We start from the raw sequence: 14,843 nt of genomic DNA, 5'->3' as shown, positions 1-14,843 counted from the left end.
TTAGTTGCCTCCTGCGCTTGGCTTGCCAGCCCCTTTCAAGTTGTGAAGATCTTCGATATAGCTGTGCAACAACTCGAGCGACCCGCTGATATCTGGCAGTTCAATGACGATATCGCGTTGCGCAAGCGCGTTTAATTCCTCGCGATAGCGCTCCACCGGCGCCGACGCCGGATAAAACTGCGCCAAATATCCCTCGGCCTGTTCCAGGCTATTGGTATAAATAGCTTGTTGCTCACGCAGGAGTGCGAGCTGGGCACGTTCAAGCATTAAGCGCACATTTTGCTGCAGATACTGGGCGGACTCAGCCGACATCAACGGCGCAGGTCTCTCCGCGTGGTTGTTAATATTGATGTAATTACTCAGGCTTTTACCGAATGCGCGCAGGCTTTTTTTCATCGCCGCCCACCAGTTGTCGGTCGTGAGGTTTTCGTCCAGCATTTCCCCTTCGGGGTTCTTGCCACGCCCTAATACCTGCTCGCGATCAGGCCGCACCGGCAACATCACCACCTGGGTGATTAACCCGTTAATTTGCAGGTAGAGCCCCTCGCGATCGATTTTGTTTATTAATCGCAGGGCCGCCAGATCGTTATTTACCGCTTTGCGCAAAGCAAATAAGTCGGGGTCGTCCAGATCGCGTAAGATGGCATCAGCTTCGGTAAGCAGCGCATCGGCCCCTTCAGCACTGCGCTCAATCAAAATACGCTGATTAGCGAGCTTAAGAAGGTATTCCGCTTCTGCCAGCAGCCAGTCTTCACGGGTGATGGTAGACATCGCCAACAGACGTTTATTCTGCGCTTGCAGCCGTTGTTCCGCCGCGGTAAGACGATCACCCATGGCGCCCACCGCCTGTTCGCGGTCGCGTCCGACGGTACTCAACGCCTGTCGCAGCTGGGTCAATTGCTGGTTTTGTGCGGCCAGTTGCTGCTGTAGTTCAGCCAGTTCTCCCGCCTTACTTTGCGTCTGCTGATAATAGCCATAGCCATACCAACCAAGACCTGCCACAGCGCCCGCCACCAGCAAAATAAGCAGCAGTAACAACAGCGAAAACCAGGGGATGCCCGAACCCTTGCGCGGCTCTGTTGGGAATTCAGGCGGCGGCCCCGGTTCAGCTTCCGGGTCTGGCTTTCGCTCTTGTGCCGCAGCCGCTGTTGAGTCAGGCCCGTCCGCCGCGGGCGCAACAATAATCGCCGTTTGGTCTACCGGTTGATCCGCTTCGGGTTTGGCTTGAGAATCTTCCTGTGGCGAGGGCGTCTTGTCGTCGGTCATAAATCCGTCTTGTCCAAAGTTGCAATAATTTCGTCAATCGCGGCGAGCATGGCCGCTTCACCGGCATTGCGAGCAATCTGTATCTGTTGGAAACCCTGTTCTGCAGCCAGTGCAGCCACCCGTTCACCGGGTACAACAAGCGCAAACGCCGATAAATCTGCGCCCGCGGTGGTTGCGACATACAACAGGTTCTGCAAGGTTTCGCCACTGAACACGCAAAGCACATCCTGCGCTGGATTAAGGTTCGCGTCTGTAAACTGGGTTACCGCCTCCGCTGGCAGCGTGCGCTGATAAAGTTCGCAATAGGTAACTGCCGCACCCCGATTTTCCAATTCGTCGCCCAGGCGAGGCCGACCACCCAAACCGCGACAAATCAGTATTCGCTGGTGTGCCACCTGCTGCAACCCGGGCAGTGCCAGCAGCTCTTCGGTATTCATCGCCGTGAGCGCAGCGTGCACTGTTGCTTCGCTGCCGAGAAAATGCTGAACCTGGGCTGCCGTTTTGATGCCGACAGCGTAGTAGGTTATTCCCTGCGGCAGCTGTGGCCAGTACTGGTCTAACCACTGCCAAGTTGCTTCCACGGCATTCTGGCTAACAAAAATTACTGCATCATAGTGATCGAAATCCAGAATACAGTTTTTGATACTTTGCTGCTGCGCGGGTTCCTGCACTTGCGCAATTGCCAGTAATGGCAGCGCCAAAACCCGGTAGCCTGCAGCCTGGAGTTTACTGCTCCAGCTGCTGTTTTGCGCAAGCGGGCGGCTGGCGAGAATGCGCCAATTATGCGGATGCGTCACCGTACACTCGCTTGAGAATGGCATCGGCGCCAGCCGCCAGAAGTTTTTCGGCCAGAACAACCCCCAGTGTTTCCGCATCTGCCGGGTCGCCGATCACCTGATCGTAGAGTACCTCGCTGCCATCCGGGTCGGCGACCAGGCCGCGCACCCAGAGCTGGTTGTCCTGATGAATGGCGAAACCGCCAATCGGCACCTGGCATCCGCCTTCGAGCTTTCGATTCATCGCGCGCTCGGCGAGCACCGCCTGCTCAGTTACACCGTGGTGCAGCGGCTGAAGTAGCGCCAGCGTTTCTTGGTCGTCGGTGCGGCATTCAATTCCAACTGCACCCTGGCCACCAGCGGGCAGCATCACTTCAGGCGCAATAAATTCAGCGATACGGTCGACCATTTGCAAACGCTTTAAGCCGGCAGAAGCCAGAATAATTGCATCGTATTCACCCGCGTCCAGCTTCGCCAGACGGGTGTTAACGTTGCCGCGTAAAAATGTGACTTCGAGATCCGGGCGCATTGCCAGTAGCTGGCTCTGGCGGCGCAAGCTGGACGTGCCGATGACGGCACCGGCAGGAATGGCATCGAGGTTGGAGTACTTGTTGGATACCAGCGCATCGCGCGGGTCTTCGCGCTCACAGATGACCGCGAGGCCGAGCCCTTGCGGGAACTCCATGGGGACGTCCTTCATCGAGTGGACCGCAATATCAGCCTCACCGGCAATTATCGCCTGCTCCAGCTCCTTCACAAACAAGCCTTTACCACCGACTTTTGCCAGTGGAACATCGAGTATTTTATCGCCACGGCTGGTCAGCGGCACCAGCTCCACCGCGAGTTCCGGGTGGTGCCTGCACAGTTCAGACTTAACGAATTCGGCTTGCCAAAGGGCCAGCGCGCTTTTGCGCGTGGCGATGCGAAGAGTGTGTTTCACGGAGGGACCTTGGTGGTTTTTGAATCTGGCGGCAATCATACCAGACCCGTCCCAGAAGCGCCGAGCTACGGCGGTAGCTCAGCATTTTTCCGGAGGGTGTAGAGGCTGCAATCCACAGCCCGAGAATCAACCTTCTGCCAGAGTATTAATCCTCAACCTTAGTTCTCGCGGTGCTCACCGGCTGTAGACTGGAACCAGAATCAGAGTCGTGACAGTAACTCGCGCACGCTAGAGACATGGCGGCGGCTTACCACCGGACGATAGTCCACGGATTTCAAGCGCAGCTCGAACTGGCCACTGTTGTTACGCTCCATGGCTTCGATTTCGCTGATCGACACCAGTGCGTTGCGGTGAACCCGTAAAAAACGGTCCGGGAACTCCTGCTCGAGCTCTTTGAGCGTGTCGTCAATCAGCGTTTCACCTGCCGAATGTCGAACGGTGACATACTTTTGATCGGCGATAAAACACTGGATTGAGGCGATGGGAATCAATTCCATGCCTTTGCGGGTTTTAGCGGTGATGTGCTGACGCTGACCGTCGGGTGCGGTATTGCTGACCGCATTGCGCTGCACCTTGTTTAGCCGCATCGCATTCTGCAGCGTGTCCACCAGTTGCTGCTGCTGCACCGGCTTTAACAGATAGCCCACTGCCAGCGTCTGAAACGCCTCCAGCGCATATTCATCGTAGGCGGTACAAAAAATAATCGCCGGCGGTTCAGGCAACTGAGCAATTTTGCGCGCAGTCTCCAGGCCATCTTCCCCGGGCATTCGGATATCCAGCAGCACAATATCCGGATCGAACTTATCCACTGCAGCCACGGCGTCTACGCCGTTGCTGGCTTCGCCCACTACCTCGTAGCCATCCAACTGTTCGATCATCCGAATCAGGCGTTGGCGGGCCAGCGGCTCGTCGTCGACAATTAACATATGCATTACAAAAGCGTCCTCTAACTCATCCTGGGCCGCGCCGGGAACCGCAAATAAATAATATATTCACCCTCCGGCTGCTCGACCTTTAATTCTGCGTTCTTCTCATAATAAGCCATCAAACGGTGGCGTATATTTTCCAGAGCCATACCATTACCCTCAGCGGTCGATTTTGCCTGCCCGGCGGAGGGGTTGAGTAACACCGGGTTGCGCACACAAATTTCCACCCGCTGCTTGTCGAGCGCGATACTCACTTCAATCCTGCCGCCTTCCGGCAGTGGTTGAATACCGTGGTAGATGGCGTTTTCAACCAGTGGCTGCAGCAAAAAACTGGGGATGATTATCAGCCCCATGCGCGTTTCCTCCAGCGACGATGGCTGACCATCGCACCAGTAGCGCCACTCACTTTGCAGGCGCGCACCCATGCGGATCTGCTCGATACCGATATAACTTTCGCACAAGGCGATCTCCTCGCGCAGCGGCGTCAAACCTGCTTCTTTCAAGCTCGCGCGAAACAATTGCGACAAATCCACTACCATCCGCTCTGCCGCTTCCGGGTCGAACCCAATCAGGCTGGCGATGGAATTCATACTGTTGAATAAAAAGTGCGGCCGAATACGCGATTGCAGCGCTTGAATGCGCGCCATCATCTCAGCTTTTTGCTGATTGCGTAACTGCTGTTGCAGGTACAGATAGCGCAAGGTAATACCCGCGATAACCCCAGCCACCATCAAGTGGCTAAAAGTTACATCACTCTGTAGTGGCACCTGCAAAATAAAATGCTGGTAACTCAGTGAAAACACGCCGGTGGATAGCAGAGTGATTGAGTAGCTCAAGATCCCCGCCGCCAGCGGCGCCATGCGCGCGAGTAAGGGGCGCAGGCGGCAAAGACCCGCAGCGCTGGTGAGCACGATCCACAACACCAGCATAGACACCACGCCAAATTCCGACCAGTTGAACTCGGTGAGTCCAGTATCGGAGACGAGCAGCGCCATCACCAGCAGCTCGCTCACCAACACCAGCCCGAGTACACTTTGAACGCCGCATAAATCGGGAAGAAAATCCCCGCCGGCGAGGGGCTTTTCGGTGATAGGACGCTTCTCTGCCAATGGGTTTTCCTGCTCAGGTATAATGCGCGGTTAAAAATTTCAGCAACTTGATCACTGCAACGGCGGTATAACTATGAGCCACGATGAGAATTCTGTAAAACCCTGGGGTGGGCGCTTCAGCGAAGCGACCGACGCATTTGTGGAACGCTTCACGGCCTCGGTAAATTTCGACCAGCGCCTCTACCACCACGACATCAATGGCTCCATCGCTCACGCCACTATGCTAGCCAGCGTCGGGGTACTCAGCGATGATGAAAAAAATGCCATTATTGAAGGCCTGGAGGGGATTCGCAAGGATATTGAAAGCGGTGCCTTTACCTGGTCGGTGAGTTTGGAAGACGTTCACATGAATATCGAGGCAGAACTCACCAAACGCATTGGCATCACGGGTAAAAAGCTGCACACGGGGCGTTCGCGCAATGATCAAGTCGCCACCGATATCCGTCTGTATCTGCGTGATGAAATCGATGTTATTGGCAAGGAACTGACGCGTTTGCAGCAGGGGTTACTGTTCCTCGCGGAGCGCGAAGCCCATACCATAATGCCTGGATTCACCCACCTGCAGACCGCACAACCGGTGACCTTCGGCCATCATTTGCTGGCCTGGTATGAAATGCTAAGCCGCGACTACGGCCGCTTGATGGGTTGCCGCAAGCGCCTCAATCAATCGCCGCTGGGTGCCGCAGCACTGGCCGGTACCACCTACCCGATTGATCGTGAACAGACCGCCGCGTTACTCGGGTTCAACCACCCCACCCGCAATTCACTAGACTCCGTCAGCGACCGCGACTTCGCCATCGAATTTTCCGCGTTCGCCGCCTTGCTGATGACCCACCTCTCCCGCGCCAGCGAAGAGCTGGTGCTGTGGACCTCGGCGCAATTCAATTTTATCGACCTGCCAGACCGCTTCTGTACCGGCTCTTCGATTATGCCGCAAAAGAAAAACCCGGACGTGCCCGAGCTTGTGCGCGGCAAAACCGGTCGCGTCAACGGCCACCTCATCGCCCTGCTCACATTGATGAAGTCACAACCGCTCGCCTACAACAAAGACAACCAGGAAGATAAAGAGCCATTGTTCGACACGGTCGATACCGTGAAAGACTGCCTGCGCGCATTTGCCGATATGGTGCCCGCGTTGAATGCCAACAAGGCGGCAATGCTCGAGGCAGCCAAGCGCGGCTTTTCTACCGCGACCGATCTCGCCGATTATCTGGTCCGCAAAGGTATTCCATTTCGCGATTCACACGAAATTGTCGGCAAATCAGTCGCTTTCGGTATAGCCCAGAACAAAGATTTATCTGAGATGACGCTGGCGGAATTGCAGCAGTTTTCTGATGTCATCGAGAATGATGTGTTTGATGTACTTACCCTGGAGGGGTCGGTTGCAGCGCGTGATCACATCGGCGGCACAGCGCCAGCGCAGGTACTGAAAGCGGTTGAGCTGGCAAAAGAGGAGCTAGCGGCGCGCTAAACGGAGGGTGCGAGTCGCCCGTGCGGCGACTCATGCTTCGGAGTCAAATATCCGTTATAAGTCGTCGATGTCGTAATCGACGATCACCGGCAAATGGCTGGAGAAGTGGCGGGTTTTATACATGGCCGCATATTCCACTTTGCGAGTCAGCGCTTCGGACACCACCTGATAGTCGGTTCGCCAGCCGTCGCCTTCGCCAATTTTGCCCGATGGCCACCAGGAGTATTCTCCAGCTTCAGGCACCGCAACCCGGAACGCATCCGCGTAGCCAAGCTGGCGGAACAACTGGTTCATCCACTGCTGTTCATGCGGCAGATAGCCAGATTGATTGGTGTTATTTTGCCAGTTCTCCACATCTTTTTTGCTGTGCGCCATCGCCCAGTTCCCGCAAAAAATAAAGTGGCGACGCTTGCGTGTCACCTTGTGCAGCAGCGCCTGGAAATCATCAAAAAACTTGATTTTGACTTCCTGGGATTCGGTTTCGGAAAACGCGGTCGGTGCCAGGAGCGAGCCAATGGAGTAACGCTCGAAATCAACCTGAAGGTACCGGCCCTCCATATCCACACCACTCGCAAACCCCAGCCCGTAGATCAACGCCTTCGGCTGGTGACGGGTGTAGATAGCCACTCCGTTGTAATGTTTTACTCCGGAGTCAAAAAAATACGCAAAGTAGCCGTCCGGATGAAAAATATCATCATCCAGCTCATATTCCAGTGCCCGGAGATCTTGCAAGCAAATAATGTCAGCATCCTGCTCTTCTATCCAATCGAACAAGCCCCGCTGAGCCGCCTGATGAATACCATCGACGCACAGACTGATTACTCTCATACCAACCCCTTTATAACACCTTGGTATGATACAGATTCTTTTATTTTGTTGTCATTATTTATGAGGTAATTCATCTCGCGTTCATTCAGGTTCTGGTTTAATTGTCACAGTTGCGATTTGTGCGAAGTATTTTCCTATAATAGCCAGATATCTTGAGTTCGCTGGCCGGATTTACAGGGAATAGCTGCCACCTCAGGCCGCTTTGTGCGGCCACTCAGCCTGACTGCTCATAAACAATGTATGTTGGCGCTTGCACCCCGCCATGGGCGGCAGGCCACCTCGTTTTTTCAATCGCACTATTTCGGAGTACCCCATGCACGCCTATCAGCAACAGTTTATTGAGATGGCCATTGCCAGCCAGGCCCTCAAGTTTGGCGAGTTTACGCTCAAGTCCGGCCGCGTCAGCCCGTATTTTTTCAACGCTGGCATGTTGCATATGGGCAGCAATATCGCACATTTGGGGCGGGCGTACGCGCAAGCGTTAGTGGACTCCGGGCATCCAGTGGATATGATTTTCGGTCCCGCGTACAAAGGCATTCCACTCGCCGCTGCTACAGCTATTGCCCTGGCAGACCACCACAATCGCGATCTACCCTATGCGTACAACCGTAAAGAAGCCAAGGACCACGGCGAAGGCGGCACCCTGGTAGGCGCACCGCTGACAGGCAAGGTCGCGATCGTCGACGATGTTATCACCGCTGGGACGGCTATTCGTGAGGTACTCGCGCTTTTAGAGCAAGCAAAGGCTGAACCAGCAGCGATTGTTATTGGTCTAAACCGGAAAGAGCGCGGCCAGGGTTCGCTCTCGGCCATTGATGAATTACAGCAATCTACCGGTGTGCCCGTGGTCAGCATTATCGACCTCGATCACATCATGATGTACCTGGAAAAAGCTGGCGATCAGCAAACGAGCGAAAAGATTGCGCTTTACCGCGAGCAATATGGATCAGATTAATGCACAGTAAAACCGCGTTACGGGGCGTCAATGCCTTTCTCTCTGCACTACTTTTTGCGCTGGGTTGCAGCTTTGCTGTAAATGCCAGCGCTCAGCATGTTTACTACCGCTACGTTAACAAGGAGGGTGTCAAAGTACTCGAGCACTCAATACCACCAGAGTATGCACAACTGGGCTATGAAGTGCTGAACGCATCAGGCCAGGTTGTCAAAGTGGTACCCCCGGCGCCCACCGACGAAGAAGTTGCCAAAAATGCCCAGGAACGTGAAGCGCGGGAAATTTATGCGCGACTCAAACGGCGCTACTCTTCGGCGGCCGAAATTGAATCTGCCAAACGCCGCAGGCTTGCCAATATCGATACGAATATTGCGATTTTGAAAGGCAACATCTCCAGCGTAACCAATGAAATTCAAAAAATTATGGGAAAAGCCGCGGACTACGAACGGCGCAACCAGAAGGTGCCAGCACCGATATTGCAAAGCTTGAGTGACGCCAAGGCAGAACTGGGAATTGCGCAGGAATTGTTACAAAGCCGGCAAGAAGAGTATCAGGAAGTTATCGAGAAGTACGACAGCGACAAGGACGCGTTTGTGCGCGGAGAAACACTGGAAGCCAAAGAGGACGCACGCATTCAATAATGTGTACGCCTTCTGATTAGGGCCTGTTAGCACTATTTCACTTCGCCCCGTCTTCTCTTCGCCCTGTCGGAGCCAGGATTTTCTGGCTGAAAGGCATGTTGAGCGTAGTCTAGCGGGCTAAACAAGTAAAAATAGGTATCAGGCAGGGAATCCAGGCCCTAAATTAACGGGGCACCAACCCGTCAATCATTCCGCGCCAGTGGCTTGGCCAAGCTTCGGTCGGCAAACGCTTAAACTCGCTGCGCACATACTGCACCATTTTCCCTTCCACAACAGCCGTTAGCAGCGCAACCGTTTCGTTAACACTCAACACCAGCTTCAACCCTTCCTCCAACTCCGCAGTACGAAACATTTGCCGCAACTGGGTCTCGAGACGATCAAATAATTGAATCACCCGCTGGCGCAAGCGGTCAGTTTCTCCGGCCAGCGCATCGCCAGTTAAAATACGGGTGATACCGGGATTACGCTCAGAGAATGCTAATAACAGGTGAATAATTTTCTGGCAACGATCCAGGGCCGTACCCTCTTCGTCGTTGATCATGCTAATTCGGGTGAACAGCGTCTGCTCAATAAATTCAATCAGCCCCTCGAACATTTTCGATTTACTGGGAAAGTGGCGATAGAGAGCGGCTTCTGAAACACCGACTTCTTTTGCCAAAGCAGCGGTGGTTATGCGGGCCCCAGGACTCACTTCCAGCATGTGGGCGAGCGCTTCTAATATTTGTTGTTTGCGGGGTTTCTTATTATTTGTCGTCATGCGGTCTAATCATGCTGTGCTTATCAAGGGTAACCCAAAGTGGCACAAGCCACATTGGGACAACTTTTTAGTGGATAGAGAAGAGAACAGCAATTTCCCCGCCAGGCTTCCCTCCTGGGAGAAAGTCTCTTGGAGATATGGCACCAGACCACTCCCGCATCCATGCCTATGCAGCCCCCAATTGCGTCGTTTTTCTATCCTAGCGACTCGACTCGGGGTCAGCAACAGGAAATTGCGGCTAAATCAGTGTGCGCTATTGGTGATAAGCGTTCCCACGCCTGCATCTGTAAAAATTTCCAACAAAACGGCGTGTGCGACGCGCCCATCGACAATGTGCGCACTGGAAACACCGGAATTGACCGCATCCAGCGCGCAGCGAATTTTCGGTAACATGCCGCCGTAGATGGTTCCATCTGCAATTAATTCATCAACTTTACGGGTCGAAAGCCCAGTTAACACCTCGCCGTTTTTGTCCTGTAAGCCGGCGACATTGGTCAGCAGCATGAGTTTTTCCGCCTGCAGAATTTCCGCCACTTTGCCTGCAACCAGGTCGGCGTTGATATTGTAAGAGGCGCCGTCTGCGCCTACGCCAATGGGCGCAATCACAGGAATAAAATCACTTTGTACAAGCAGGTCTATCACCGCACGGTTGATCGATTTAACTTCACCCACGTGGCCTACGTCGATAATTTCTGATGCCTTGATGTTTTCTTCCTGCTCCTCACTCATTGTGCGGTTAAGAATAAGCTTCTTTGCCTGAATCAGGTGTCCGTCTTTGCCGGTAACACCAATCGCCTGGCCACCAGCACTGTTAATTAAGCTTACAATTTGTTTGTTGACCGTCGCACCCAACACCATCTCCACCACATCCATGGTCTCGCTGTCGGTTACCCGCATGCCCTGCACAAATTCGGATTTAATATTTAGCCTGTTCAGCAATTCACCAATTTGCGGGCCGCCGCCATGAACAACAATCGGGTTCATTCCCACCAGTTTCATTAAAACAATATCGCGCGCAAAACTTTTTTGCAGCGCGGGGTCTGTCATAGCGTTACCGCCGTATTTGACGACAATGGTCTTATTGGTAAATTTTTGAATATAGGGCAATGCTTCGGTTAACACTTCGGCAACATGTGCCGCCGACGCTATGGAAGACTCGTTTTCTCGCATTAGTTTGTCTGATCCCAATCTATTTTTAATGTACTGTCGATTTCCCGTAATTGACGCACGAACAACGCTTTCAGCGTATGCAGTGACGCTTCATCATCCGCTTCGAATCGCATTGTCAGGTGCGCAGATGTATTGGATGCACGCACCAGCCCCCAACCGTTCGAATAGTCAATGCGCAACCCGTCTAATGTGGTTTTTTTGCCATCGCCGAACTCGCCACGCTCTATAAGCTGTTCGACAAGGGCAAATTTACTCTCTTCGGGCACACTCACGCGAATCTCTGGAGTGGATGGTGATTCAGGAAAATCAGCAAATACCTCGTCGAGCGTTTGCCCCTGCAAACTCACAATTTCTATTAGCCGTGCCGCCGCGTAGAGCCCGTCGTCAAATCCGTACCAGCGATCTTTTATAAAAATATGGCCAGAATATTCGCCGCCAAGTAGCGCACCGGATTCTGCCATTTTTAACTTCATAGGTGAATGACCGGTTTTCCAGATAATCGGGCGGCCGCCACTGCTGGTAATGACGTTGGCAAGGTGGCGCGTGCTCTTCACGTCAAACACCACATCAGCGCCCGGGTTGCGCGCCACAATATCTTTTGCGAACAACATCAGCAAACGATCAGGCCAGAGAATTTTACCTTGCGGTGTAACCACCACCAGACGGTCGCCATCGCCATCCAGCGCAATGCCCAGATCGGCGCCGACTTCCTGTACTTTAGCAATCAATGGCTGAAGGTTTTCTTCAATCGAAGGGTCCGGTGAGTGGTTGGGAAAACTGCCGTCGAGCTCACAATTTAATGGTGTGACATGGCAGCCCAGTTCCTCGAACAACCGTGGAGCAATAACGCCAGGTACCGCGTTCGCCGCATCGATGACAATTGAGATGTCGCCAGCCAGAGCCACATCTGAAAATATGGTATTAATGTAATCCGGCACAATATCCTTGCGCCGCTCTTCCCCGGAACCTGTGTAAATATTTTTGCTGAGGATACGCGAGCGGATTGCTTTAATATCCTCTTCCGATCGACATTTGCCACCCATCACCACTTTAAATCCGTTGTGGTCTGCCGGGTTGTGGCTGGCAGTCACCATTACGCCGCTGCCGCTGTCTGCGAGTGTTTCCGTGGCAAAATAGAGTAACGGCGTTGGCACCGTGCCGATATTCAATACATGGCACCCTGTACTGAGAATTCCACGAATTAAAAATTCCGTTAACTGGGGACTATGCAAACGTGCGTCACGGGCAACAATCAAGGTGTCGTCACCCACATCCATTGCTTCGCTACCCAGCGCTTGGCCAACCAGATACGCCACGTCTTTCGTGATTTCTCTGCCGTAAATACCACGAATATCGTATGCGCGAAAAATAGTTTCTGAAATAGCAATCGACGACTGCTCGGTCTCGTTAGCGGAATCGTCCAGCTGTTCGTCTTTAATTGTCTGCTCTGGTTTCTGTGCTTTTTCATCCAGCGCCAACAGCGCCTCGTCCTCATTGGCAATTTCCACATCGAGAATATCGCGACGTTGAAAAATTGGGTCGGTGAAAGCCACATCTTTGCCAGCAGATGCTACCGCCTGAATGGTTTTCCAGGTGCCTTTCGCTTTGTCTTCTCGCGCAGCGGCGATACGCGTACCCAGTTGACGGCCGAACCAGGCCGAGAGCGCAATGAGAAAAATACATCCGAGGGCAACACCCGCCAGCTGCCATAGCCCGTTGGTTCCAGTTTGCGCGACCAATGCGGGGCCTGCGGCAAACACCACTTGCCAATGGCTGTCTTTAACAGGCACCACCACGGCGGGGGCAACCGGTGCTCCCGCCACAGAAATTAAGGTGGTAGGGGCACCGGTGTCGAACACTTGCTGTAAGGTCACTTGCCCCAACCCGGTGTTGTTTTGCGCGAGCAGTGGCGCCAGAACTGCGGCGCGCAAGCTCACCATCACGGTACCGTACACCAACCGCGTATTGTCCTGTACAACCGGCGCGACCATGGTAATCAGCCACTCGTTGTTAATCCGGGCGGCTTCTGGCAATGCGACTTCCTGCCGTTCCGCCAAGCCGATCAGCTCCAGTTCCGAAAATCGAATCGGCGGGTAAATATCGTTGTCCAATCGCGCAGTGCCGCGAGGGAAAACCCGAACTTTAAGCGCGCCATCCAGCTGTCCCTGAAATCCGGCAACAAAGCGTTGAAGCTGCGTCTCGTCGTTGGCCTCCAACGCAGTTTTCAGCAAGGGTTTATCGGCAAACTGCGCGATTGCCTCGCTTACCCGGGCCATGTACAGGTGAATATTTTGTGCCGTCAGCGAAGCGCGTTGCTGAGATAATTCAGCAAGCTGCGCGTCGCGCTGAGCAACAATCTGAGTTTGGTAGGTGTGGTAGCACAGCCAGGACGATAACGCAGCGGCTAACACCACGCAGGCAAGTACGGAAACTAGTACTGGCGAAATTTTGCCTTTCGGCTCGACAGGGGGGTCCACTTCCGCACTTTTTGGCTTACTGCGTCCAGGATCTGAAAATTTTTGAAACTGCTCGGTCACGCCGGGCGACTCCTTATTCTTACAATCTTTTTCAGCATTAAGTGTCGCTTGTCTGCATTCACAAACAAACGGTCAGGGCGAAGTTAATCGCACGGTTTTTCAGCTAGCGCCGCAGCAATCCACTGAATAAGTCCACGGGCCAACTGTTTTTTACCGCGCCTGGCAAAGCTCACAGTGCCACCATCACGGCTAAAAACAGTCACCTCATTTTCATCCTGTTCGAACACCCCGCCATCGGCAACATTATTGGCAATTATGGCATGGAGTCGTTTGAGCTTAAGCTTAGCCTGCGCATACTCCTCCAGATGCTGGGTTTCCGCTGCGAAGCCCACCACAAACCGAAGACCGGGCAGTGCCGCAACATCAGCGATAATGTCCGGGTTTTCAACCAGGGTAAGCTGCATGGGCTCGCCAGCGTGTTTCTTTAATTTGTCTTGTGCCGCCACTTGAGGGCGATAGTCCGCCACGGCTGCCGCGCCTATCACAACATCGGCACTTTCTGCTGCAGCAAGCGTCGCCGCATGCATTTCCAGCGCGCTCTCCACTGCCACCAGTCGCACCTTTGGCGGGGGTGACAAATTCACCGGTCCACTCACCAGCGTCACCTGGGCACCCGCGTCCAAGGCCGCTTCCGCCAGGGCATAGCCCATTTTGCCGGAACTGCGATTGGTCAAGTAGCGCACGGGGTCTATCGCTTCCCGAGTCGGCCCCGCGGTAATGACTACATGTCGGCCGGCCAGTGAACCGAGTTGAAATTGCGCAGCTATACATTCGGTGAGAGCCTCGACCTGCAGCATTCTTCCGGGCCCAACATCCCCGCACGCCTGGACACCTTCATCCGGGCCACAAACGATAACACCACGCGCTAGCAGTCTGGCCACGTTCTCCTGGGTAATATCTTTGCGCCACATTTCCTGATTCATCGCCGGTGCAATCATGACCGGCGCTGCCGTCGCTAAACACAGCGCCAGCAGTAATTCATTACCTTCACCCTGTGCAAATCGCGCGATAAAATCCGCAGTTGCAGGGGCAATCACCAGAGCATCTGCCCAGCGGGCCAGCTCGATATGTCCCATTCCCGCTTCGGCAGCGGGGTCGAGCATGGAAGTGTGCACCGGGTTACCCGACAATGCTTGCAATGTTAACGGCGTGATAAACTCCGTGGCGGCGGCCGTCATAACCACATGTACCTCGGCACCGGCATTTTGTAACTGGCGCACGAGCTCGGCACTTTTATAAGCAGCTATCCCCCCTGTCACACCTAAAACGATATTCTTGTTCGCCAGGGAGAGCGTTGAATCTGGTACCGACATACACTAGCTCGCTAATAGCGTGACCGGGAGATGGCGTGTAGAACACGGCTATGGCGTGAATAAGCCTCACCTGGCACGGATTATAAGGTTTGTAAGATAACATTTTAACGGAATTGAATGCACTCGCCCGCTGAGTGAATATTCACCTACATTGGGG

Annotated in this window: 13 protein-coding genes; 3 read left to right on the top strand and 10 right to left on the bottom strand. The window is 53.8% G+C overall.

Annotation, left to right across the window (positions count from 1 at the left end; genetic code table 11):
- The 5 genes from TERTU_RS00880 to TERTU_RS00860 all read right to left on the bottom strand — a co-directional run bounded on the left by TERTU_RS00880 (window position 1) and on the right by TERTU_RS00860 (window position 5,017).
- Window positions 1-1,266 (bottom strand): uroporphyrinogen-III C-methyltransferase, encoded by a 1,266-nt coding sequence (locus TERTU_RS00880; protein ID WP_015817593.1) that lies wholly within the window; start codon window positions 1,264-1,266, stop codon window positions 1-3.
- Entirely contained in the window at window positions 1,263-2,063 is an 801-nt protein-coding gene (locus TERTU_RS00875) for a uroporphyrinogen-III synthase (protein WP_015818181.1), read from the bottom strand. The genes TERTU_RS00880 and TERTU_RS00875 overlap by 4 nt, the downstream gene beginning before the upstream one ends.
- Window positions 2,047-3,021 (bottom strand): hydroxymethylbilane synthase, encoded by a 975-nt coding sequence (hemC, locus tag TERTU_RS00870; protein ID WP_015819483.1) that lies wholly within the window; start codon window positions 3,019-3,021, stop codon window positions 2,047-2,049. Before hemC ends, TERTU_RS00875 begins: the two co-directional genes overlap by 17 nt.
- Window positions 3,022-3,182: 161 nt before the next feature.
- Window positions 3,183-3,914, bottom strand: coding sequence for a LytR/AlgR family response regulator transcription factor (locus TERTU_RS00865; RefSeq protein ID WP_015820696.1), 732 nt, complete (start codon window positions 3,912-3,914; stop codon window positions 3,183-3,185).
- Window positions 3,915-3,928: 14 nt separating this feature from the next.
- Window positions 3,929-5,017 (bottom strand): sensor histidine kinase, encoded by a 1,089-nt coding sequence (locus TERTU_RS00860; RefSeq protein WP_015816967.1) that lies wholly within the window; start codon window positions 5,015-5,017, stop codon window positions 3,929-3,931.
- Between the two features lie 73 nt (window positions 5,018-5,090).
- Here TERTU_RS00860 and argH point away from each other — a divergent pair, with 73 nt between their 5' ends.
- Entirely contained in the window at window positions 5,091-6,488 is a 1,398-nt protein-coding gene (argH, locus tag TERTU_RS00855) for an argininosuccinate lyase (protein WP_015817126.1), read from the top strand.
- 54 nt (window positions 6,489-6,542) lie between these two features.
- Here the strand turns inward: argH and TERTU_RS00850 are convergent, their stop codons facing one another.
- Window positions 6,543-7,316, bottom strand: coding sequence for an exodeoxyribonuclease III (locus TERTU_RS00850; protein ID WP_015817538.1), 774 nt, complete (start codon window positions 7,314-7,316; stop codon window positions 6,543-6,545).
- A gap of 313 nt (window positions 7,317-7,629) precedes the next feature.
- Here TERTU_RS00850 and pyrE point away from each other — a divergent pair, with 313 nt between their 5' ends.
- A complete protein-coding gene (pyrE, locus tag TERTU_RS00845; RefSeq protein ID WP_015818223.1) occupies window positions 7,630-8,271 on the top strand; it encodes an orotate phosphoribosyltransferase in 642 nt (213 codons plus the stop codon).
- Window positions 8,271-8,909, top strand: a complete 639-nt coding sequence (locus tag TERTU_RS00840; RefSeq protein ID WP_015818191.1) for a hypothetical protein — start codon at window positions 8,271-8,273, stop codon at window positions 8,907-8,909. The genes pyrE and TERTU_RS00840 overlap by 1 nt, the downstream gene beginning before the upstream one ends.
- Before the next feature lie 163 nt (window positions 8,910-9,072).
- Here TERTU_RS00840 and slmA read toward each other — a convergent pair whose 3' ends face one another.
- The 4 genes from slmA to coaBC all read right to left on the bottom strand — a co-directional run bounded on the left by slmA (window position 9,073) and on the right by coaBC (window position 14,686).
- A complete protein-coding gene (gene slmA / locus TERTU_RS00835) occupies window positions 9,073-9,666 on the bottom strand; it encodes a nucleoid occlusion factor SlmA (protein ID WP_015817580.1) in 594 nt (197 codons plus the stop codon).
- A 243-nt stretch (window positions 9,667-9,909) separates the two neighbouring features.
- On the bottom strand, window positions 9,910-10,836 hold the full coding sequence (gene argB / locus TERTU_RS00830) for an acetylglutamate kinase (protein ID WP_015817125.1): 927 nt from the start codon (window positions 10,834-10,836) through the stop codon (window positions 9,910-9,912).
- The gene (locus TERTU_RS00825; protein ID WP_015820091.1) at window positions 10,836-13,373 is read right to left on the bottom strand and encodes a phosphomannomutase/phosphoglucomutase; all 2,538 of its coding nucleotides are present in this window, start codon (window positions 13,371-13,373) and stop codon (window positions 10,836-10,838) included. Before TERTU_RS00825 ends, argB begins: the two co-directional genes overlap by 1 nt.
- An 83-nt stretch (window positions 13,374-13,456) precedes the next feature.
- Window positions 13,457-14,686: a bifunctional phosphopantothenoylcysteine decarboxylase/phosphopantothenate--cysteine ligase CoaBC gene (coaBC, locus tag TERTU_RS00820; RefSeq protein WP_015818995.1), complete on the bottom strand. Its 1,230-nt coding sequence runs from the start codon at window positions 14,684-14,686 to the stop codon at window positions 13,457-13,459.
- Window positions 14,687-14,843 lie beyond the last annotated feature (157 nt).

Origin of the sequence: Teredinibacter turnerae T7901, from assembly GCF_000023025.1 — a bacterium.
Lineage (GTDB): Bacteria > Pseudomonadota > Gammaproteobacteria > Pseudomonadales > Cellvibrionaceae > Teredinibacter > Teredinibacter turnerae_B.
This window is presented reverse-complemented; position numbering and strand designations above follow the sequence as displayed.